This window comes from Streptomyces fulvoviolaceus, from assembly GCF_000718165.1.
Classification (GTDB): domain Bacteria; phylum Actinomycetota; class Actinomycetes; order Streptomycetales; family Streptomycetaceae; genus Streptomyces; species Streptomyces fulvoviolaceus.
In genome coordinates this window covers 19,006-35,909 of record NZ_JOEY01000072.1, presented here as the reverse complement: position 1 = coordinate 35,909, position 16,904 = coordinate 19,006, and the positions used below count along the sequence as shown (strand labels likewise).

At 66.0% G+C, this 16,904-nt stretch carries 29 protein-coding genes and 1 pseudogene; all 30 read right to left on the bottom strand.

Annotated features, from left to right (window positions below; all coding sequences use genetic code 11):
• Positions 1–222 (bottom strand): annotated as a pseudogene (locus IG08_RS0147555) (DNA-directed RNA polymerase subunit alpha); the annotation flags it as partial.
• Between the two features lie 125 nt (positions 223–347).
• Positions 348–752 carry a 30S ribosomal protein S11 gene (gene rpsK / locus IG08_RS0147550; protein WP_003956432.1) on the bottom strand — a complete coding sequence of 135 codons (405 nt, stop codon included), beginning with the start codon at positions 750–752 and terminating at the stop codon, positions 348–350.
• A 68-nt stretch (positions 753–820) separates the two neighbouring features.
• Entirely contained in the window at positions 821–1,201 is a 381-nt protein-coding gene (gene rpsM, locus IG08_RS0147545; protein WP_030619172.1) for a 30S ribosomal protein S13, read from the bottom strand.
• 191 nt (positions 1,202–1,392) lie between these two features.
• Positions 1,393–1,506, bottom strand: coding sequence for a 50S ribosomal protein L36 (gene rpmJ / locus IG08_RS0147540; RefSeq protein ID WP_003974245.1), 114 nt, complete (start codon positions 1,504–1,506; stop codon positions 1,393–1,395).
• Between the two features lie 59 nt (positions 1,507–1,565).
• Entirely contained in the window at positions 1,566–1,787 is a 222-nt protein-coding gene (infA, locus tag IG08_RS0147535) for a translation initiation factor IF-1 (RefSeq protein WP_003948620.1), read from the bottom strand.
• Positions 1,788–2,050: 263 nt separating this feature from the next.
• A complete protein-coding gene (gene map / locus IG08_RS0147530) occupies positions 2,051–2,887 on the bottom strand; it encodes a type I methionyl aminopeptidase (RefSeq protein ID WP_030619170.1) in 837 nt (278 codons plus the stop codon).
• A 136-nt stretch (positions 2,888–3,023) separates the two neighbouring features.
• Positions 3,024–3,686, bottom strand: coding sequence for an adenylate kinase (locus tag IG08_RS0147525; protein WP_030619168.1), 663 nt, complete (start codon positions 3,684–3,686; stop codon positions 3,024–3,026).
• Complete coding sequence (gene secY, locus IG08_RS0147520) at positions 3,686–4,999, bottom strand: preprotein translocase subunit SecY (protein WP_030619166.1); 1,314 nt, start codon at positions 4,997–4,999, stop codon at positions 3,686–3,688. The genes IG08_RS0147525 and secY overlap by 1 nt, the downstream gene beginning before the upstream one ends.
• A 245-nt stretch (positions 5,000–5,244) precedes the next feature.
• A complete protein-coding gene (gene rplO, locus IG08_RS0147515) occupies positions 5,245–5,700 on the bottom strand; it encodes a 50S ribosomal protein L15 (RefSeq protein ID WP_007384079.1) in 456 nt (151 codons plus the stop codon).
• 2 nt (positions 5,701–5,702) lie between these two features.
• Positions 5,703–5,885 (bottom strand): 50S ribosomal protein L30, encoded by a 183-nt coding sequence (rpmD, locus tag IG08_RS0147510; RefSeq protein ID WP_006376032.1) that lies wholly within the window; start codon positions 5,883–5,885, stop codon positions 5,703–5,705.
• Positions 5,885–6,484 (bottom strand): 30S ribosomal protein S5, encoded by a 600-nt coding sequence (gene rpsE, locus IG08_RS0147505; RefSeq protein ID WP_030619164.1) that lies wholly within the window; start codon positions 6,482–6,484, stop codon positions 5,885–5,887. The genes rpmD and rpsE overlap by 1 nt, the downstream gene beginning before the upstream one ends.
• Before the next feature lie 40 nt (positions 6,485–6,524).
• Positions 6,525–6,908, bottom strand: a complete 384-nt coding sequence (gene rplR / locus IG08_RS0147500) for a 50S ribosomal protein L18 (RefSeq protein ID WP_020132625.1) — start codon at positions 6,906–6,908, stop codon at positions 6,525–6,527.
• Positions 6,909–6,911: 3 nt separating this feature from the next.
• On the bottom strand, positions 6,912–7,451 hold the full coding sequence (rplF, locus tag IG08_RS0147495) for a 50S ribosomal protein L6 (protein WP_030619159.1): 540 nt from the start codon (positions 7,449–7,451) through the stop codon (positions 6,912–6,914).
• Between the two features lie 24 nt (positions 7,452–7,475).
• Positions 7,476–7,874 carry a 30S ribosomal protein S8 gene (rpsH, locus tag IG08_RS0147490; protein WP_013001411.1) on the bottom strand — a complete coding sequence of 133 codons (399 nt, stop codon included), beginning with the start codon at positions 7,872–7,874 and terminating at the stop codon, positions 7,476–7,478.
• Between the two features lie 214 nt (positions 7,875–8,088).
• Complete coding sequence (locus IG08_RS0147485) at positions 8,089–8,274, bottom strand: type Z 30S ribosomal protein S14 (RefSeq protein ID WP_003948630.1); 186 nt, start codon at positions 8,272–8,274, stop codon at positions 8,089–8,091.
• Positions 8,275–8,279: 5 nt separating this feature from the next.
• Positions 8,280–8,837 (bottom strand): 50S ribosomal protein L5, encoded by a 558-nt coding sequence (rplE, locus tag IG08_RS0147480; protein WP_030619154.1) that lies wholly within the window; start codon positions 8,835–8,837, stop codon positions 8,280–8,282.
• The gene (gene rplX / locus IG08_RS0147475) at positions 8,837–9,160 is read right to left on the bottom strand and encodes a 50S ribosomal protein L24 (protein WP_006376030.1); all 324 of its coding nucleotides are present in this window, start codon (positions 9,158–9,160) and stop codon (positions 8,837–8,839) included. The genes rplE and rplX overlap by 1 nt, the downstream gene beginning before the upstream one ends.
• Before the next feature lie 2 nt (positions 9,161–9,162).
• On the bottom strand, positions 9,163–9,531 hold the full coding sequence (gene rplN / locus IG08_RS0147470) for a 50S ribosomal protein L14 (RefSeq protein ID WP_003992364.1): 369 nt from the start codon (positions 9,529–9,531) through the stop codon (positions 9,163–9,165).
• A 110-nt stretch (positions 9,532–9,641) separates the two neighbouring features.
• Positions 9,642–9,929: a 30S ribosomal protein S17 gene (gene rpsQ / locus IG08_RS0147465; RefSeq protein WP_010354232.1), complete on the bottom strand. Its 288-nt coding sequence runs from the start codon at positions 9,927–9,929 to the stop codon at positions 9,642–9,644.
• Positions 9,929–10,153: a 50S ribosomal protein L29 gene (gene rpmC, locus IG08_RS0147460; RefSeq protein ID WP_003998824.1), complete on the bottom strand. Its 225-nt coding sequence runs from the start codon at positions 10,151–10,153 to the stop codon at positions 9,929–9,931. The genes rpsQ and rpmC overlap by 1 nt, the downstream gene beginning before the upstream one ends.
• Complete coding sequence (rplP, locus tag IG08_RS0147455) at positions 10,153–10,572, bottom strand: 50S ribosomal protein L16 (RefSeq protein ID WP_004927269.1); 420 nt, start codon at positions 10,570–10,572, stop codon at positions 10,153–10,155. Before rplP ends, rpmC begins: the two co-directional genes overlap by 1 nt.
• Positions 10,573–10,577: 5 nt before the next feature.
• The gene (gene rpsC / locus IG08_RS0147450) at positions 10,578–11,414 is read right to left on the bottom strand and encodes a 30S ribosomal protein S3 (protein ID WP_030619145.1); all 837 of its coding nucleotides are present in this window, start codon (positions 11,412–11,414) and stop codon (positions 10,578–10,580) included.
• The gene (gene rplV, locus IG08_RS0147445) at positions 11,414–11,761 is read right to left on the bottom strand and encodes a 50S ribosomal protein L22 (protein ID WP_030619142.1); all 348 of its coding nucleotides are present in this window, start codon (positions 11,759–11,761) and stop codon (positions 11,414–11,416) included. Before rplV ends, rpsC begins: the two co-directional genes overlap by 1 nt.
• A 41-nt stretch (positions 11,762–11,802) precedes the next feature.
• Complete coding sequence (gene rpsS, locus IG08_RS0147440) at positions 11,803–12,084, bottom strand: 30S ribosomal protein S19 (RefSeq protein WP_030619138.1); 282 nt, start codon at positions 12,082–12,084, stop codon at positions 11,803–11,805.
• A gap of 12 nt (positions 12,085–12,096) precedes the next feature.
• Entirely contained in the window at positions 12,097–12,933 is an 837-nt protein-coding gene (gene rplB / locus IG08_RS0147435; RefSeq protein ID WP_030039757.1) for a 50S ribosomal protein L2, read from the bottom strand.
• Between the two features lie 38 nt (positions 12,934–12,971).
• Positions 12,972–13,391, bottom strand: a complete 420-nt coding sequence (gene rplW, locus IG08_RS0147430) for a 50S ribosomal protein L23 (protein WP_030619131.1) — start codon at positions 13,389–13,391, stop codon at positions 12,972–12,974.
• On the bottom strand, positions 13,391–14,047 hold the full coding sequence (gene rplD / locus IG08_RS0147425) for a 50S ribosomal protein L4 (protein WP_030619128.1): 657 nt from the start codon (positions 14,045–14,047) through the stop codon (positions 13,391–13,393). Before rplD ends, rplW begins: the two co-directional genes overlap by 1 nt.
• Before the next feature lie 5 nt (positions 14,048–14,052).
• Entirely contained in the window at positions 14,053–14,697 is a 645-nt protein-coding gene (gene rplC / locus IG08_RS0147420) for a 50S ribosomal protein L3 (RefSeq protein ID WP_030619125.1), read from the bottom strand.
• Positions 14,698–14,714: 17 nt separating this feature from the next.
• Entirely contained in the window at positions 14,715–15,023 is a 309-nt protein-coding gene (rpsJ, locus tag IG08_RS0147415) for a 30S ribosomal protein S10 (RefSeq protein ID WP_003948644.1), read from the bottom strand.
• A gap of 590 nt (positions 15,024–15,613) precedes the next feature.
• Entirely contained in the window at positions 15,614–16,819 is a 1,206-nt protein-coding gene (locus IG08_RS0147405; RefSeq protein ID WP_030619122.1) for an acyltransferase family protein, read from the bottom strand.
• Positions 16,820–16,904: the final 85 nt, after the last annotated feature.

Below are 16,904 nucleotides of genomic sequence, written 5' to 3'. Positions count from 1 at the left end.
GGTGACGTCCTCCTTGACGCCCGGCACGGTGGTGAACTCGTGCAGAACGCCGTCGACGCGGATGGACGTGACCGCCGCACCCGGGATCGAGGAGAGGAGCGTGCGACGCAGGGAGTTGCCGAGGGTGTAACCGAAGCCCGGCTCCAGCGGCTCGATCACGAACCGGGAGCGGAACTCGTCGACGACCTCTTCGGTCAACGAGGGGCGCTGAGCGATCAGCATGTTGCGTTCCTTCTGTCAGGGGCGCCCGCTATTTGACGCCCTGATTTGTTACAAGGGTACGGGCGATACGACTCCGAAGAGCCGTACCGCCCGAAAACCTCAGACCAAGCAGCCTGCGTCGAAGATCAGACGCGGCGGCGCTTGGGCGGACGGCAGCCGTTGTGCGGGGTGGGGGTGACGTCCTGGATCGAGCCGACCTCGAGGCCGGTGGCCTGGAGGGAGCGGATCGCGGTCTCACGGCCGGAGCCGGGACCCTTGACGAACACGTCCACCTTGCGCATGCCGTGCTCCTGCGCGCGGCGGGCGGCCGACTCGGCGGCCATCTGCGCGGCGAAGGGAGTGGACTTGCGCGAGCCCTTGAAGCCGACGTGGCCGGCGGAGGCCCAGGAGATCACGTTGCCCGAGGGGTCCGTGATCGAGACGATCGTGTTGTTGAACGTGCTCTTGATGTGAGCGTGCCCGTGAGCGACGTTCTTCTTTTCCTTGCGGCGCACCTTCTTGGCAGCGCCCTGACGACCCTTGGGGGGCATCTATAACTCCTACGGGAGGTGGTCGGTCCTACAGCGAAGACCGCTGATGAAGCGTTGTCCGCTGAGGACTACTTCTTGCCCGGCTTCTTCTTGCCGGCGATGGCGCGACGCGGGCCCTTGCGGGTACGAGCGTTCGTGCTGGTGCGCTGACCACGGACGGGCAGACCACGACGGTGACGGAGACCCTGGTAGCAGCCGATCTCGACCTTGCGGCGGATGTCGGCCTGGATCTCGCGACGGAGGTCACCCTCGGTCTTGATGTTGTTGTCGACGTACTCACGAATCGCGACGAGCTCCTCCTCGGAGAGGTCGCGAACGCGGGTGTTCGGGTTGATGCCGGTCTCGGCCAGCGTCAGCTGGGAGAGAGTCCGACCGATGCCGAACACGTAGGTCAGGGCGACCTCCACGCGCTTTTCGCGCGGGATGTCAACACCGGAAACGCGTGCCATTCAATGGCTCCAGTTGATCTTCGGAGGTCTGACGCAGAACCGCTTCCCAGCCGCCGTACCAGGTACGAACTGGGTCCTCAGCCTCCGAACCGAGGGTGTCGGACACCAGGTGTCCGGGTTCCGCGTATTTACATTTTCAGCTCGCGTCGCGCGAAGTCTCTGCGAAGGCAGAGGGTGAGGCCTGTTTGCGATCAGCCCTGGCGCTGCTTGTGGCGCGGGTTGTCGCAGATGACCATGACCCGACCGTGACGGCGGATCACCCTGCACTTGTCGCAGATCTTCTTGACGCTCGGCTTGACCTTCATGGGGTGAGGTTCTCCGGGTCAGTGCCATCGCCACGGGAGGCCCGGGGCGCGGGCAAGATCTACTTGTACCGGTAGACGATCCGGCCACGCGTCAGGTCGTACGGAGACAGCTCCACCACGACCCGGTCGTCAGGGAGGATGCGGATGTAGTGCATACGCATCTTGCCGCTGATGTGTGCCAGAACCTGGTGGCCGTTCTGGAGCTCAACCTTGAACATGGCGTTCGGAAGAGACTCGACGACAGTGCCCTCGATCTCGATGGCACCTTGCTTCTTGGCCACGCTTCGCCCTTCGAATCGACTACCTTGATCGACTCCCCTGCGTTTCCCTGATGGGCGCATGCGGACATGCGGGTGCACGAGAGCCGACGAGTCAGTCTACGTCAGGGCACCCGGAAAGACGAATCGAGGAAGGATGCCCCAGAGGGGAGATCATTAAGCACGCCGGGCACTGCAGCGCCCCGTCAGGGGCGCGGGGCTGTATCGATTTGCGGCTCCGCCCCGGGGCGCGACCAGCCCCCACGCACCCGCGGACGGCAAACGACTCACGCCAGCGGATCCGGAGCCGTGGCAACCCCGTGCTCGGCAAGCTTCGCCCTGCCCCCGTCAGGAGCCGTCAGCACAAGCGGACCCTGCTCCGTCAGCGCCACCGAGTGCTCCCAGTGCGACGACCACGTGCCGTCGGTCGTGATGACCGTCCAGTCGTCCGAGAGGACCTCCGTCTTCGGGGTGCCCAGGGAGACCATCGGCTCGATCGCGAGGCAGAAGCCGGGGACCAGCTTGGGGCCCTTGCCGCGGCGCTTCTCGACGTAGTTCAGCAGGTGCGGGTCCATGTGCATCTCGGTGCCGATGCCGTGGCCGCCGTAGTCCTCGATGATCCCGTACTTGCCGCCGCCGGGCTTCGGCTGGCGGCGGATGTACGTCTCGATGGCCCGGGAGACGTCCACGAGCCGGTTGCCCAGCTTCATCGCCGCGATGCCGGCCCACATCGACTCCTCGGTCACCCGGGAGAGCTCGACCAGCTCCGGAGCGTGCCCGGAGCCCACGAACGCGGTGTAGGCCGCGTCACCGTGCCAGCCGTCGATGATCGCGCCGCAGTCGATGGAGATGATGTCGCCGTCCTTGAGCACCACCTCGTCGGACGGGATGCCGTGGACGACGACCTCGTTGACGGACGTGCAGATCGTGGCCGGGAAACCGCCGTAGCCAAGGAAGTTCGGCTTCGCGTCGTGCTCGGCGAGCACCTTGCGCGCGACCTGGTCCAGGTCCTTCGTCGTGGCCCCGGGCACCGCGGCCTCACGCGTCGCCGCGTGGATGGCGGCGACGACGAGCCCCGCCTCACGCATCTTGGCGATCTGCTCGGGGCTCTTGATCTGCACCATGGCGGCGGGGGCCTTTCTTGGACCGGGTCGTGGACCGGGGTGAATACGGGTGCCCTCAACGATACGTGCACCCACGCAGCAGCCGCGGCCCCCTCAGCAGGGAACCGCGGCTACCACGACGTACAGAAGAAACCGCCTACGCGGCGTCGTCCTCGCGCTTGAGCGCCTCCATGGCGCGGCCCGTGACCTCTTCGACCTTGCCCAGCGCGGAGATGGTCACGACCAGCCCCTGCGCCTTGTAGTAGTCGATGATCGGCTCGGTCTGCGTGTGGTAGACCTCCAGCCGCTTACGGACCGTCTCCTCGGAGTCGTCGTCCCGCTGGTACAGCTCGCCGCCGCAGACGTCACAGACGCCTTCCTGCTTCGGCGCCTTGTACGACACATGGAAGACGTGCGCCGAGTCGTTACGGCAGATGCGGCGGCCGGCGATGCGCTTGACGACCTCCGTCTCGGGGACCTCGAGGTCCAGGACCCCGTCGAGCTTCATGTCCTCGTGCTGCAGCATCTCGTCCAGCGCCTCGGCCTGCGAGACGTTGCGCGGGAAGCCGTCCAGCAGGAAGCCGTTCACCGCGTCGGGCTGTTCCATGCGGTCCTTGGCCATCGCAATGGTGACCTCGTCCGGCACCAGCTCGCCCTTGTCCATGTAGGACTTCGCGAGTTTGCCGAGCTCCGTCTGCTTGCTGATGTTGGCCCGGAACAGGTCGCCCGTGGAGATGTGCGGGATCGACAGGTTCTGGGCTAGGAACGCAGCCTGCGTTCCCTTACCGGCACCCGGCGGCCCGACGAGGACGATACGCATCAGCGGAGGAACCCTTCGTAATTGCGCTGCTGGAGCTGGCTCTCGATCTGCTTCACCGTCTCGAGACCCACACCCACGATGATCAGGATGCTGGTCCCACCGAACGGGAAGTTCTGGCTTGCCCCGAAGCCGACCAACGCCATCGTCGGTACGAGAGCGATCAGACCCAAGTACAGCGAACCCGGCCAGGTGATCCGGTTGAGTACGTAAGACAGGTACTCAGCGGTCGGTCGGCCAGCCCGGATGCCCGGGATGAAGCCACCATACTTCTTCATGTTGTCGGCGACTTCCTCGGGGTTGAAGGAGATCGCCACGTAGAAGAACGCGAAGAAAATGATCAGCAAGAAGTACGTGCTGATGTAAATGGGGTGGTCACCCTTGACGAGGTTGGACTCGATCCAGGTCTTCCATCCCGAGGTCCCGCTCGAGAACTGCGCGACCAGCGCCGGGATGTAGAGCAGCGACGAGGCAAAGATCACAGGGATGATGCCCGCCTGGTTCACCTTCAACGGGATGTAGGTGGACGTGCCGCCGTAGGAACGACGGCCGATCATGCGCTTCGCGTACTGCACCGGGATACGGCGCTGGGCCTGCTCGACGAAGACCACCAGGCCGACCATGACCAGGCCGACGGCGATGACGGTGCCGAACTCGATCCAGCCGTCGGCCAGGGTGCCCTGCTTCTTGATGGCCCACAGCGCGGACGGGAAGGTGGCGGCGATCGAGATGAACATCAGGATCGACATGCCGTTGCCGATGCCGCGGTCGGTGATGAGCTCACCGAGCCACATGACGACGGCCGTACCGGCGGTCATGCAGACCACCATCGTGATGGTGGTGAAGATCGCACGGTCCGGGACGATGCCGGAGGCGACCGTGCAGCCGGAGAAGAGAGCGCCGCTGCGGGCGGTGGCCACCAGACCGGTGCCCTGAAGGATGGCGAGCGCCACGGTCAGGTAACGGGTGTACTGCGTGATCTTCGCCGTACCGGCCTGGCCCTCCTTCTTGAGGGCTTCCAGGCGCGGGATCACCACGGTCAGCAGCTGCAGGATGATGCTCGCCGTGATGTACGGCATGATGCCCAGCGCGAAGATCGTGATCTGCAGCAGCGCGCCGCCACTGAACATGTTGACCAGGCCGAAGAGGCCCTGGTTGCCGGAGGCCTCGTCCACACACTGCTGGACGGCCGTGTAGTTGACACCCGGGATCGGAACGTGGGTACCGACCCGGTAGACCACGATGATGCCGAGCGTGAAGAGCAGCTTCTTGCGCAGGTCGGGCGTCTTGAACGCCCGGGCGAACGCGGTGAGCACGGTGCCTCCTGCGACCCCCGCGCTACTGCGTCAGAGGTGACGGTCTTGAGGGTCCAATGGAATAACGACATGAGTAACGGTCAACTGCCGCTCAGAGTGCCCCACGTGAAGCACTCTGTGAAAGTGGACAGTGCAGGCCACCTTACCGGCGAGACTGCCCCCCTTGGAACGACCAACCGGGGATACCCCATTTATAGGGGTATCCCCGGTCGGGATCGCTCAAGTCATCGAGACGCCTGATGAATTCAGACGAGCTCGGTGACGGTACCGCCGGCGGCGGTGATCTTCTCCTTGGCGGAGCCGGAGACGGCGTCGACCGTCACCTGCAGCGCCACGGAGATCTCGCCCTGGCCGAGGACCTTGACGAGGCTGTTCTTGCGAACGGCACCCTTGGCCACGAGGTCCTCGACGGTGACCTCGCCACCCTCGGGGTACAGCGCGCCCAGCTTGTCGAGGTTCACGACCTGGAACTCGGTCTTGAACGGGTTCTTGAAGCCCTTCAGCTTCGGAAGACGCATGTGGAGGGGCATCTGGCCACCCTCGAAGCGCTCCGGAACCTGGTAACGGGCCTTCGTACCCTTGGTACCACGACCGGCCGTCTTACCCTTCGACGCCTCACCACGACCCACACGGGTCTTGGCGGTCTTGGCGCCCGGGGCGGGACGGAGGTTGTGGATCTTGAGCGGGTTGTTCTCCGCCATGATCAGTCGACCTCCTCAACCGTCACGAGGTGGCGGACGGTGTGCACCATTCCGCGGAACTCGGGGCGGTCCTCCTTGACGACCACGGTGTTGATCCCCTTGAGACCAAGGGACCGCAGAGTGTCACGGTGGTTCTGCTTGCTGCCGATGTACGACTTCGTCTGCGTGACCTTGAGGCGAGCCATTACGCACCCGCTCCCGCACGTGCACGCAGCAGAGCCGCGGGGGCGACGTCCTCGAGGGGCAGGCCACGGCGGGCCGCGACCTCCTCGGGACGCTGCAGGCCCTTGAGGGCCGCCACGGTGGCGTGCACGATGTTGATCGCGTTGTCGGAGCCGAGCGACTTCGACAGGATGTCGTGGATACCGGCGCACTCGAGCACGGCACGCACCGGGCCACCGGCGATAACGCCGGTACCGGGGGACGCGGGCTTGAGCAGAACGACGCCGGCAGCCTTCTCACCCTGAATCGGGTGCGGGATGGTGCCCTGGATACGGGGGACCTTGAAGAAGTGCTTCTTGGCCTCTTCAACACCCTTGGCGATCGCGGCCGGCACCTCCTTGGCCTTGCCGTAACCGACACCGACGGTGCCATCGCCATCGCCCACTACGACGAGCGCAGTGAAGCTGAAGCGACGACCACCCTTCACAACCTTGGCGACGCGGTTGATCGCGACGACGCGCTCAACGTACGCGGTCTTCTCGGCGGCAGCAGCGCCGCCGTCACGGCCCTTCCGGTCCCGCCGCTCGCCGCCACCGCTTCCACGGCGCTGGGGTCCAGCCATTGGATTACCTCTCTCTGTTTCCGCTAGCTACGGAAGCGGCTCAGAACTTGAGTCCGGCTTCGCGGGCGGCGTCCGCCAGGGCAGCAATGCGCCCGGCGTACTGGTTGCCACCACGGTCGAATACGACAGCCTCGACACCGGCGGCCTTGGCGCGCTCGGCGACCAGGGCGCCGACCGACTTGGCCTGCGCGGACTTGTCGCCCTCGCCACCGCGGATCGTGGTGTCCAGGGTCGACGCCGACGCCAGGGTGTGACCCTTGATGTCGTCGATGACCTGGGCCACGATGTGGCGGTTGGAGCGCGTCACGACGAGGCGCGGACGCTCAGCCGTACCCGAGATGTGCTTACGGATCCGGATGTGGCGACGCTTGATCGCGGCACGCTTGTAAGCGTCGCCCTTGAGGATCTTCTGTCCGTATGCCATGGCTTACTTACCCGCCTTTCCGACCTTGCGGCGGATGACTTCGCCCTCGTACTTGACGCCCTTGGCCTTGTACGGGTCGGGCTTGCGCAGCTTGCGGATGTTGGCCGCAACCTCGCCGACCTTCTGCTTGTCGATGCCCTCGACCTGGAAGCGGGTCGGGTTCTCCACCTTGAAGGTGATTCCCTCGGGCGCCTCGACGGTGATCGGGTGGCTGTAGCCGAGCGCGAACTCGAGGTTCGAACCCTTGGCCTGCACGCGGTAACCGACACCGCTGATCTCGAGCTTCTTCACGTAACCCTCGGTCACGCCGGTGATCATGTTCGCCACCAGCGTGCGGGACAGGCCGTGGAGGGCCTTGTTCTGACGCTCGTCGTTGGGGCGGGTGACGTTGAGAACGCCGTCCTCACCCTTGGCGATGTCGATCGGCGCAGCGACGGTGTGGGAGAGAGAGCCCTTGGGGCCCTTCACCGAAACCGTACGGCCGTCGATGGTGACGTCCACGCCGGCGGGAACCGTGATGGGGAGCTTGCCAATGCGCGACATAGCTGTTTCCTCCGTTCCCTTCCGCTACCAGACGTAGGCGAGAACTTCTCCGCCTACGCCCTTCTTGCCGGCCTGCTTGTCGGTGAGGAGACCGTGCGACGTGGAGATGATCGCCACGCCGAGGCCGCCCAGCACCTTGGGCAGGGAGGTGGACTTCGCGTAAACCCGGAGACCGGGCTTGGAGATCCGCTTGATGCCCGCGATGGAGCGCTCACGGTTCGGGCCGAACTTCAGCTCGAGGACGAGGTTCTTGCCGACCTCGGCGTCCTCGACCTTCCAGCCCGTGATGAAGCCCTCCTGCTGGAGGATCTCCGCGATGTGAGACTTGATCTTGGACGCCGGCATCGTCACGGAGTCGTGGTATGCCGAGTTCGCGTTCCGCAGACGCGTAAGCATGTCTGCGATCGGATCAGTCATGGTCATGAATTGGCCTTCGGCCTCTCTCGCCGGGGTTTCCTGGTGCGCCATCCCTCTCCCCGATCCGAGACGGGGCGGGTGCGGCGCGGTGGACCTACGGCGTAGTAAGTCGTATGGGCGGCAATCAGGCGCCCAACCCTCCTAGCCTAAGCCATGGAGGGGTGGGCACCTGACCGAGCCCTTTACTTACCGAGAGCCCTGGAATCCCTGATTAGGGGGATTACCAGGAGCTCTTGGTCACGCCCGGCAGCTCGCCACGGTGAGCCATCTCACGAAGGCACACGCGGCACAGGCCGAACTTGCGGTACACGGAGTGGGGACGGCCGCAGCGCTGGCAGCGCGTGTAACCACGCACGCCGAACTTGGGCTTGCGAGCAGCCTTCGCGATCAGAGCCTTCTTCGCCATCTCGTTCACGCCTCCTTGAAGGGGAAGCCGAGGTGACGAAGGAGCGCACGGCCCTCAGCGTCGTTGGTCGCCGTGGTCACCACGGTGATGTCCATACCCCGGGTGCGGTCGATCTTGTCCTGGTCGATCTCGTGGAACATGACCTGCTCCGTGAGACCGAAGGTGTAGTTGCCACGGCCGTCGAACTGCTTGGGGGACAGACCACGGAAGTCGCGGATGCGCGGCAGCGCGAGCGACAGGGTGCGGTCCAGGAACTCCCACATGCGGTCGCCACGAAGCGTGACGTGGGCACCGATCGGCTGGCCCTCACGCAGCTTGAACTGCGCGATGGACTTACGGGCCTTGGTGACGGCCGGCTTCTGACCGGTGATCGTGGTGAGGTCGCGAATCGCGCCGTCGATCAGCTTGGAGTCGCGGGCGGCGTCGCCCACACCCATGTTGACCACGATCTTGACGAGGCCGGGGATCTGCATGACGTTCTCGTAGGAGAACTCCTCACGCAGCTTGCCCGCGATCTCCTCGCGGTACTTCGTCTTGAGACGCGGAGTGGTGGTGGTAGCCATCAGATGTCCTCACCCGTCCGCTTGGCAACGCGGATCTTGTTGCCCTCGTCGTCGAAGCGGTAACCGACACGCGTGACGACCTTGTTGCCGTCCTTCTCAACGACCAGCTGGACGTTGGAGACGTGGACGGGCGCCTCGGTCGTGACGATGCCGCCGGCCTGCGAACCCTTGGCGGTGGGGCCGGCCTTGGTGTGCTTCTTGACCCGGTTGACACCCTCGACCAGGACGCGGTCCTCGCGGGGGAAGGCCGCGATGACCTTGCCCTGCTTGCCCTTGTCCTTACCGGTGATGACCTGGACCAGGTCGCCCTTCTTGATCTTCATGCTTACAGCACCTCCGGCGCGAGCGAGATGATCTTCATGAACTTCTTCTCGCGCAGCTCCCGGCCGACCGGGCCGAAGATACGGGTGCCACGAGGGTCGCCGTCGTTCTTCAGAATGACAGCGGCGTTCTCGTCGAAGCGGATGTACGAGCCGTCCGGACGGCGGCGCTCCTTGACGGTGCGAACGATGACCGCCTTGATGACGTCACCCTTCTTCACGTTGCCGCCGGGGATCGCGTCCTTGACGGTGGCGACGATGACGTCACCGATGCCCGCGTAGCGGCGACCGGAGCCACCGAGCACACGGATGCAAAGGATTTCCTTCGCACCAGTGTTGTCGGCGACACGCAGTCGCGACTCCTGCTGGATCACGTCTATCTCCTGTTTGTCTGCCGGTTCCCGGCAGGGGCCTTATCCCTTACGGGAGTTGGGCCCCTGCCGAGCCTGGCGGAACTGACCTGCGGGATTACCCCCGCAGGAAATTACTTGGCCTTCTCGAGGATCTCGACGATGCGCCAGCGCTTCGTGGCGGACAGCGGACGCGTCTCCATGAGGAGGACACGGTCGCCGACGCCGGCAGCGTTCTGCTCGTCGTGCGCCTTGAGCTTGTTCGTACGGCGGATGACCTTGCCGTACAGCGCGTGCTTGACGCGGTCCTCGACGGCGACGACGACGGTCTTGTCCATCTTGTCGCTGACGACGAGACCCTCACGGGTCTTGCGGAAGCCGCGGGCCTCTGCAGTCTGCTCAGTCACGTTGTTCTCACTCATCAGGCGCTCTCCACCGTCTCGATGCCCAGCTCGCGCTCACGCATCAGGGTGTAGATCCGCGCGATGTCCTTACGGACGGCCTTGAGCCGACCGTGGTTCTCGAGCTGGCCCGTCGCCGCCTGGAAGCGGAGGTTGAACAGCTCTTCCTTGGCTTCGCGGAGCTTCGCGAGAAGCTCCTCGTCACCCAGTTCGCGCAGCTCGGACGCCTTGGTACCGGCCGACATCACGCTTCACCTGCCTCGCGCTTGACGATCCGGCACTTCATCGGCAGCTTGTGGGCTGCGCGAGTGAGGGCCTCACGGGCGATCTTCTCGTTGGGGTAGGACAGCTCGAACATGACCCGACCCGGGTGCACGTTCGCGATCCACCACTCCGGAGAACCCTTACCGGAACCCATGCGGGTCTCGGCAGGCTTCTTCGTGAGCGGGCGGTCCGGGTAGATGTTGATCCAGACCTTGCCGCCACGCTTGATGTGGCGGGTCATCGCGATACGAGCCGCCTCGATCTGGCGGTTGGTCACGTACGCCGGCGTGAGGGCCTGAATGCCGTACTCGCCGAACGCGACCGTCGTACCACCCTTGGCCTGACCACGGCGCTTCGGGTGGTGCTGCTTGCGGTGCTTGACCCTACGGGGGATCAGCATGTCCCTCAGGCCTCCGTTCCGGTGCTCTCAGCCGGAGCGGCAGCCGCCGGAGCCTCGGCCTTGGGGGCCTCGGCAGCGGGAGCCTGCTGCGGCTTACGACCGCGACCGCCACGCTCGCCACCACGGCCACCACGGGCCGGGCGGTCGGCGCCGCCGCCACCACGGGCCGGGCGGTTGCCGGCGCGGGCTGCGGCGTTCTCGGCGCGGACCTCGGCGATGTTCTTGACGTCGCCCTTGTAGATCCAGACCTTCACACCGATGCGGCCGAAGGTCGTCTTGGCCTCGAAGAAGCCGTAGTCGACGTTCGCGCGGAGCGTGTGCAGGGGCACACGGCCCTCGCGGTAGAACTCCGAGCGGGACATCTCGGCGCCACCGAGGCGGCCACCGCACTGGATCTTGATGCCCTTGGCGCCGGCCTTCATCGTGCCCTGCATGCTCTTACGCATGGCGCGACGGAAGGAGACGCGGGAGGAGAGCTGCTCGGCGACGGCCTGGGCAACCAGCTGAGCGTCGGTCTCGGGGCTCTTGACCTCGAGGATGTTCAGCTGGACCTGCTTGCCCGTGAGCTTCTCGAGGTCACCGCGGATGCGGTCGGCCTCGGCGCCACGGCGGCCGATGACGATGCCCGGACGAGCGGTGTGGATGTCCACACGCACACGGTCACGGGTGCGCTCGATCTCCACCTTCGAGATGCCGGCGCGCTCCATGCCGGACGTCATCATCCGACGGATGGCGACGTCTTCCTTGACGTAGTCCTTGTACAGCTTGTCGGCGTACCACCGGGACTTGAAGTCCGTGGTGATGCCGAGCCGGAACCCGTGCGGGTTTACCTTCTGGCCCATTACCGGGTTCCTTCCTTGCTGCTGACGACCACGGTGATGTGGCTGGTCCGCTTGCGGATCCGGTAGGCGCGGCCCTGAGCACGCGGACGGAACCGCTTCAGGGTCGGACCCTCGTCGACGTACGCCTCGGAGATGACGAGGCTGTCGGCGTCGGTGTGGTCGTAGTTGTGTGCGGCGTTGGCAATGGCGCTGTCCAGCACCTTGCCGACCGGCACGCTCGCGGCCTGCGGGGCGAAACGCAGGACCGCCTGAGCCTCCGTGGCGTCCATGCCACGGATAAGGTCCACCACTCGGCGGGCCTTCATGGGCGTGACGCGGATGTACCGCGCCTGGGCCCTGGCTTCCATGGTTGTCCTTCCAGTGTCTGTCATGGTCATTCCACCCCGCGTTAGCGGCGCTTCGACTTCCGGTCGTCCTTGACGTGACCCCGGAAGGTGCGCGTCGGCGAGAACTCGCCGAGCTTGTGGCCGACCATCGACTCGGTGACAAACACCGGAATGTGGGTCTTGCCGTTGTGCACCGCGATCGTGTGGCCCAGCATGGCCGGGACGATCATCGAGCGACGGGACCAGGTCTTGATGACGTTCTTGGAACCCGCTTCGTTCTGGACGTCCACCTTCTTGATGAGGTGGTCGTCGACGAAGGGCCCCTTCTTGAGACTGCGCGGCATCTAAACCCGCTCCTAGCGCTTCTTGTTCGTCTTGCGGCGGCGGACGATGTACTTGTTCGAAGCCTTCTTCGGCGAACGAGTACGACCCTCCTTCTGACCCCACGGCGAGACCGGGTGGCGACCACCGGAGGTCTTGCCCTCACCACCACCGTGCGGGTGGTCAACCGGGTTCATCGCCACACCGCGGACGGTCGGGCGGACGCCCAGCCAGCGCTTGCGGCCGGCCTTGCCCCAGTTGATGTTGCTCTGCTCGGCGTTGCCGACCTCGCCGACCGTGGCGCGGCAGCGCTGGTCGACCAGGCGGATCTCACCGGAGGGCATACGAAGGTGGGCCATCGTGCCCTCCTTCGCCAGCAGCTGCACCGAGGCACCGGCGGAGCGGGCGAACTTGGCGCCGCCACCGGGACGGATCTCGATCGCGTGGATCGTGGTACCGACCGGGATGTTGCGGAGCGCCAGGTTGTTGCCCGGCTTGATGTCGGCCCCGGGACCGTTCTCGACGCGGTCACCCTGCTGCAGGTTGCGCGGGGCGAGGATGTAGCGCTTCTCGCCGTCCGCGTAGTGCAGCAGCGCGATGCGCGCGGTGCGGTTGGGGTCGTACTCGATGTGCGCGACCTTCGCCGGCACGCCGTCCTTGTCGTGACGACGGAAGTCGATCACTCGGTAGGCGCGCTTGTGTCCGCCACCCTGGTGGCGAACGGTCACACGACCGGCGTTGTTACGGCCGCCCTTGCTGTGCAGCGGGCGGACCAGCGACTTCTCCGGCGTGGACCGCGTGACCTCGACGAAGTCGGCGACGCTGGAGCCACGACGGCCCGGCGTAGTCGGCTTGTACTTGCGGATTCCCATTTCTCAGTCCTCGTCCGATATCGGACGATCCGACCCGCTTACGCGGTCGGACCGCCGAAGATGTCGATACGGTCGCCCTCGGCAAGGGTCACGATCGCGCGCTTGCTGTCGGCACGCTTGCCGAAGCCCGTCTTCGTCCGCTTGCGCTTGCCCTGGCGGTTGATCGTGTTGACGCCGGTGACCTTGACCGAGAAGACCGCCTGGACGGCCTGCTTGATCTGGGTCTTGTTGGCGCCGGGGGCCACGACGAACGTGTACTTGCCCGCGTCGAGAAGCGCGTAGCTCTTCTCGGACACGACCGGCTTCAGCAGGATGTCACGGGGGTCCGTGAACGCCTTGCTGGCCGGCGTGACGACGGTGTTCTTGCCCTCGGCCTCGTGGCGACGCGCCTTGGCGACGCGCGCGGCCTTGGCGGCCTTGGCGGCCTTCGAGGCGATGCTCGGGTGACGCGTAGCCATCAGGCTTCGCTCCCTTCGGTGTCAGCGGCCTGGGGGCCAGACACGAAGGACTCGAAAGCGGCCTGGGTGAAGACCACGTCGTCCGAGACGAGAACGTCGTACGTGTTCAGCTGGCCCGGCTCCAGGATGTGGACCTGGGGCAGGTTGCGGGCGGACAGCCACGCGGCCTCGTCGGCACGGTCGATGACGAGCAGCAGGTTCTTGCGCTCGCTGATCTTGCCGAAGAGCGTCTTCGCGGCCTTCGTCGACGGGCTCTCGCCCTCGATGACGCCGGAGACGACGTGGATGCGGTTGTGGCGGGCCCGGTCGGTGAGGGCGTGACGCAGAGCGGCAGCCTTCATCTTCTTCGGGGTCCGCTGCGAGTAGTCACGCGGCGTGGGGCCGTGGACGACGCCACCGCCGGCGAACTGCGGCGCACGGGTCGAACCCTGACGGGCGCGGCCGGTGCCCTTCTGGCGGTAGGGCTTCTTGCCGCCACCACGGACCTCGCCACGACGCTTGACCTTGTGCGTGCCCTGACGGGCGGCGGCCAGCTGCGCGACGACGACCTGGTGGATCAGCGGGATGCTGATCTTCTCGACGTCGAAGATCTCGGCCGGGAGCTCAACGGTCCCGGCGGTGTCGCCGGAAGGCGACAGAATGTCAATGGTGCTCATAGTCCTCAGGCCCCCTTGGCCGCGGTGCGGACCAGGACGAGGCCGCCGTTCGGACCAGGAACCGCGCCCTTGATGAGGAGCAGGCCCTTCTCCGCGTCAACGGCGTGAACGGTCAGGTTCTGGGTGGTGACCCGCTCGTTGCCCATGCGACCCGCCATGCGGAGGCCCTTGAACACGCGGCCCGGGGTGGCGCAGCCACCGATGGAGCCGGGGGAGCGGTGCTTGCGCTGGGTGCCGTGTCCGGCGCCGAGGCCCTTGAAGTTGTGACGCTTCATGACACCGGCGAAGCCCTTGCCCTTGCTCTTGCCGGTCACGTCCACCTTGACGCCGGCCTCGAAGACCTCCGCGGAGATCTCCTGGCCCAGCGTGTACTCGGAGGCGTCCGCGGTGCGGATCTCGACGAGGTGGCGGCGGGGCGTGACGTCGGCCTTGGCGAAGTGGCCCTTGAGGGGCTTGTTCACCTTGCGCGGGTCGATCTCGCCGAAGGCGATCTGGACCGACTCGTAGCCGTCGCTGTCGTTCGTACGGACCTGGGTGACGACGTTCGGGCCGGCCTTGACGACGGTGACCGGAACAACACGGTTGTTCTCGTCCCACACCTGCGTCATGCCGAGCTTCTCGCCCAGGATGCCCTTGATCTGCTTAGCCATTCTCAGATCACCGGCCTTCAGAGCTTGATCTCGATGTCGACACCGGCCGGGAGGTCGAGTCGCATCAGAGAGTCAACGGTCTTGGGGGTCGGGTCGAGAATGTCGATCAGGCGCTTGTGCGTGCGCATCTCGAAGTGCTCGCGCGAGTCCTTGTACTTGTGCGGCGACTTGATGACGCAGTACACGTTCTTCTCAGTGGGCAGCGGCACCGGGCCCGCGACCGACGCACCAGTGCGGGTCACCGTCTCGACGATCTTCTTCGCCGAGCTGTCGATGACCTCGTGGTCGTAGGCCTTGAGCCGGATGCGGATCTTCTGTCCCGCCATGGCTACTCAGTAGTCCTGTCTCTTCTTACGCTCTGGAACCCGGAGTTCCTTGGTCCGTCCTCCGACCCACGCGGTCGGGCGTGTCGTGCTCTCGCTGACACAGATGTCCCACATGAGACATCCCTTGCCTGGGAACACGGCCCTTCCGGAACCGCAAGTCGGGGGCCGGAGGCCCACCGGGCGCCTGGCCGGTGCCGCACTAACACTTCCCGAAAGATTCCCGTACGTCCGTCCCAGCGCTGCCTTACGGCAGTTGGAACGACGAGTACTGTGGGACTCGCTTCCGGTCCTCCCGGCGGGAGGCGCGCAGCATCAACACTCGACCGAGCAACTCCGACAGTCTGCCATATGGGGCAGGGGGCTGGCCAATCGAGCCGGAGAGAATACCCCGGGAGTGACGCAGGTCAAACCGCAGCCACCCCGGTGGACCCGAATGTCGCCTCTCAGATCCCCGCCTCGGCCGGCCGCAGCCTCCCGACCGCCCGTGTGCCGATCCGGTCCGGTCCTAGGGCGGCCGCCGCGATGGCGGTGAACTCGACCGTCAGCACGGCGACTTGACCGAAGACCCAGCCGTACGTCCGGGACGTACGTCAGCGGCCCTGCCCCGCGTTCCGCAGCCGGGCGAACGACGTGTCCAGCCCCCTCTTCAGGACCCCGGCCACCGGCCGCTCCACAAATCGGTGCACCAGCCAGCTCAGCGCCAGGAACCCGGCGATCACCAGCGCGACCAGCAGCCGCGCGTCCATCGTGTCGCGGAACCGGTTGATCAGCGTCGTACCGGCCACGTAGTGCGTCAGGTAGAGCGGATACGTCAGCGCGCCTGCCGTGACCAGCCACTTCCAGCGGATGCGGTCCGTCGCGCCGAGCGCGATCGCCACCATGACCAGCAGGAACACGGTGAAGATCACCACGCTCCCCCGCCACCCGGACACGTGCTCGACCTCGTCGATCCGGTGTCCCAGCTCCAGCTGGCCCATCAGCCAGGCCATTCCGAGGATGCCCCACAGCAGCAGGTCCTGGCCGAAGCGGTGCATGAGGTACAGCGTCAGCCCCGCGATGAAGTACCAGGCGCCCTGCGGATTGGCCACCAGCTCCAGCAGCGGGAAGCCGGCGACCGGCGCGAGCATCGCCACCGCGCCCCACACACAGCAGAAGACGACGACCTTGCGGTACGTCAGCCCGGTCGCGACGACGACCAGGAAGAGCAGGTAGAAGCGGAGCTCGGACCAGAGCGTCCAGTACACGCCGTCGACGTTCGCGACGCCCGAACCGGCCTGCAGCATCGTGAAGTTGAGCAGGACCTCACGCAGCGGCTGCCGTTCCCAGACGCCGGGCAGGGCCACCAGCACACCCGTGGTGAGGACGATGGCGCACCAGTACGCGGGATACAGCCGGATCACGCGCGAGACGAAGAACTGCCTCGGCGTACGCCCCCAGCACGACATGCAGATCACGAAGCCGCTGATCACGAAGAAGATCTCGACGCCGATCCAGCCGTAGGTCGCGAAGTGGAACACCGTCGGCATGATGTCCGACACCGGCCGGCCCCAGATCGCGTTGCCCGGCTGGTTCACGCGGTTCGTGCCGGCGTAGTGGTGCACGGCCACCATGAGCGCGGCGACGAGCCTGATCCCGTCGATGGCGTACAGCCGCGGGCGCGCCCGTACGGCGGGAGCGGCCGCGTGTCTGCCCAGGCGCAGCCGCTGCGTCGGCGGGTCGACGAGCGGCGGGAGCGGCTGCTGGAGCCCGCCCACGACCCGCGTAGGTGCCGACGATCCGCTCTGCGCGCCACGCATCAGAAACCCAGCCCATCCTCACCGGTGAACGCCGGCTCGACGGCCGCCGGACGACTCACGTTACGGCGGCCACAACCACCCCACA

Bases quoted from the DNA above. Each gene is read 5' to 3' on its own strand.
- rpsK (WP_003956432.1), bottom strand. From the start codon at position 752: ATGCCCCCCAAGGGTCGTCAGGGCGCTGCCAAGAAGGTGCGCCGCAAG.
- rpsM (WP_030619172.1), bottom strand. From the start codon at position 1,201: ATGGCACGCGTTTCCGGTGTTGACATCCCGCGCGAAAAGCGCGTGGAG.
- rpmJ (WP_003974245.1), bottom strand. From the start codon at position 1,506: ATGAAGGTCAAGCCGAGCGTCAAGAAGATCTGCGACAAGTGCAGGGTG.
- map (WP_030619170.1), bottom strand. From the start codon at position 2,887: ATGGTGCAGATCAAGAGCCCCGAGCAGATCGCCAAGATGCGTGAGGCG.
- IG08_RS0147525 (WP_030619168.1), bottom strand. From the start codon at position 3,686: ATGCGTATCGTCCTCGTCGGGCCGCCGGGTGCCGGTAAGGGAACGCAG.
- rplO (WP_007384079.1), bottom strand. From the start codon at position 5,700: ATGGCGGAGAACAACCCGCTCAAGATCCACAACCTCCGTCCCGCCCCG.
- rpmD (WP_006376032.1), bottom strand. From the start codon at position 5,885: ATGGCTCGCCTCAAGGTCACGCAGACGAAGTCGTACATCGGCAGCAAG.
- rpsE (WP_030619164.1), bottom strand. From the start codon at position 6,484: ATGGCTGGACCCCAGCGCCGTGGAAGCGGTGGCGGCGAGCGGCGGGAC.
- rplR (WP_020132625.1), bottom strand. From the start codon at position 6,908: ATGGCATACGGACAGAAGATCCTCAAGGGCGACGCTTACAAGCGTGCC.
- rplF (WP_030619159.1), bottom strand. From the start codon at position 7,451: ATGTCGCGCATTGGCAAGCTCCCCATCACGGTTCCCGCCGGCGTGGAC.
- rpsH (WP_013001411.1), bottom strand. From the start codon at position 7,874: ATGACCATGACTGATCCGATCGCAGACATGCTTACGCGTCTGCGGAAC.
- IG08_RS0147485 (WP_003948630.1), bottom strand. From the start codon at position 8,274: ATGGCGAAGAAGGCTCTGATCGCGAAGGCTGCTCGCAAGCCCAAGTTC.
- rplE (WP_030619154.1), bottom strand. From the start codon at position 8,837: ATGGCTACCACCACCACTCCGCGTCTCAAGACGAAGTACCGCGAGGAG.
- rplX (WP_006376030.1), bottom strand. From the start codon at position 9,160: ATGAAGATCAAGAAGGGCGACCTGGTCCAGGTCATCACCGGTAAGGAC.
- rpsQ (WP_010354232.1), bottom strand. From the start codon at position 9,929: ATGAGTGAGAACAACGTGACTGAGCAGACTGCAGAGGCCCGCGGCTTC.
- rpmC (WP_003998824.1), bottom strand. From the start codon at position 10,153: ATGTCGGCCGGTACCAAGGCGTCCGAGCTGCGCGAACTGGGTGACGAG.
- rplP (WP_004927269.1), bottom strand. From the start codon at position 10,572: ATGCTGATCCCCCGTAGGGTCAAGCACCGCAAGCAGCACCACCCGAAG.
- rpsC (WP_030619145.1), bottom strand. From the start codon at position 11,414: ATGGGCCAGAAGGTAAACCCGCACGGGTTCCGGCTCGGCATCACCACG.
- rplV (WP_030619142.1), bottom strand. From the start codon at position 11,761: ATGGAAGCCAGGGCCCAGGCGCGGTACATCCGCGTCACGCCCATGAAG.
- rpsS (WP_030619138.1), bottom strand. From the start codon at position 12,084: ATGCCGCGCAGTCTCAAGAAGGGGCCCTTCGTCGACGACCACCTCATC.
- rplB (WP_030039757.1), bottom strand. From the start codon at position 12,933: ATGGGAATCCGCAAGTACAAGCCGACTACGCCGGGCCGTCGTGGCTCC.
- rplW (WP_030619131.1), bottom strand. From the start codon at position 13,391: ATGGCTACGCGTCACCCGAGCATCGCCTCGAAGGCCGCCAAGGCCGCC.
- rplD (WP_030619128.1), bottom strand. From the start codon at position 14,047: ATGAGCACCATTGACATTCTGTCGCCTTCCGGCGACACCGCCGGGACC.
- rplC (WP_030619125.1), bottom strand. From the start codon at position 14,697: ATGGCTAAGCAGATCAAGGGCATCCTGGGCGAGAAGCTCGGCATGACG.
- rpsJ (WP_003948644.1), bottom strand. From the start codon at position 15,023: ATGGCGGGACAGAAGATCCGCATCCGGCTCAAGGCCTACGACCACGAG.
- IG08_RS0147405 (WP_030619122.1), bottom strand. From the start codon at position 16,819: ATGCGTGGCGCGCAGAGCGGATCGTCGGCACCTACGCGGGTCGTGGGC.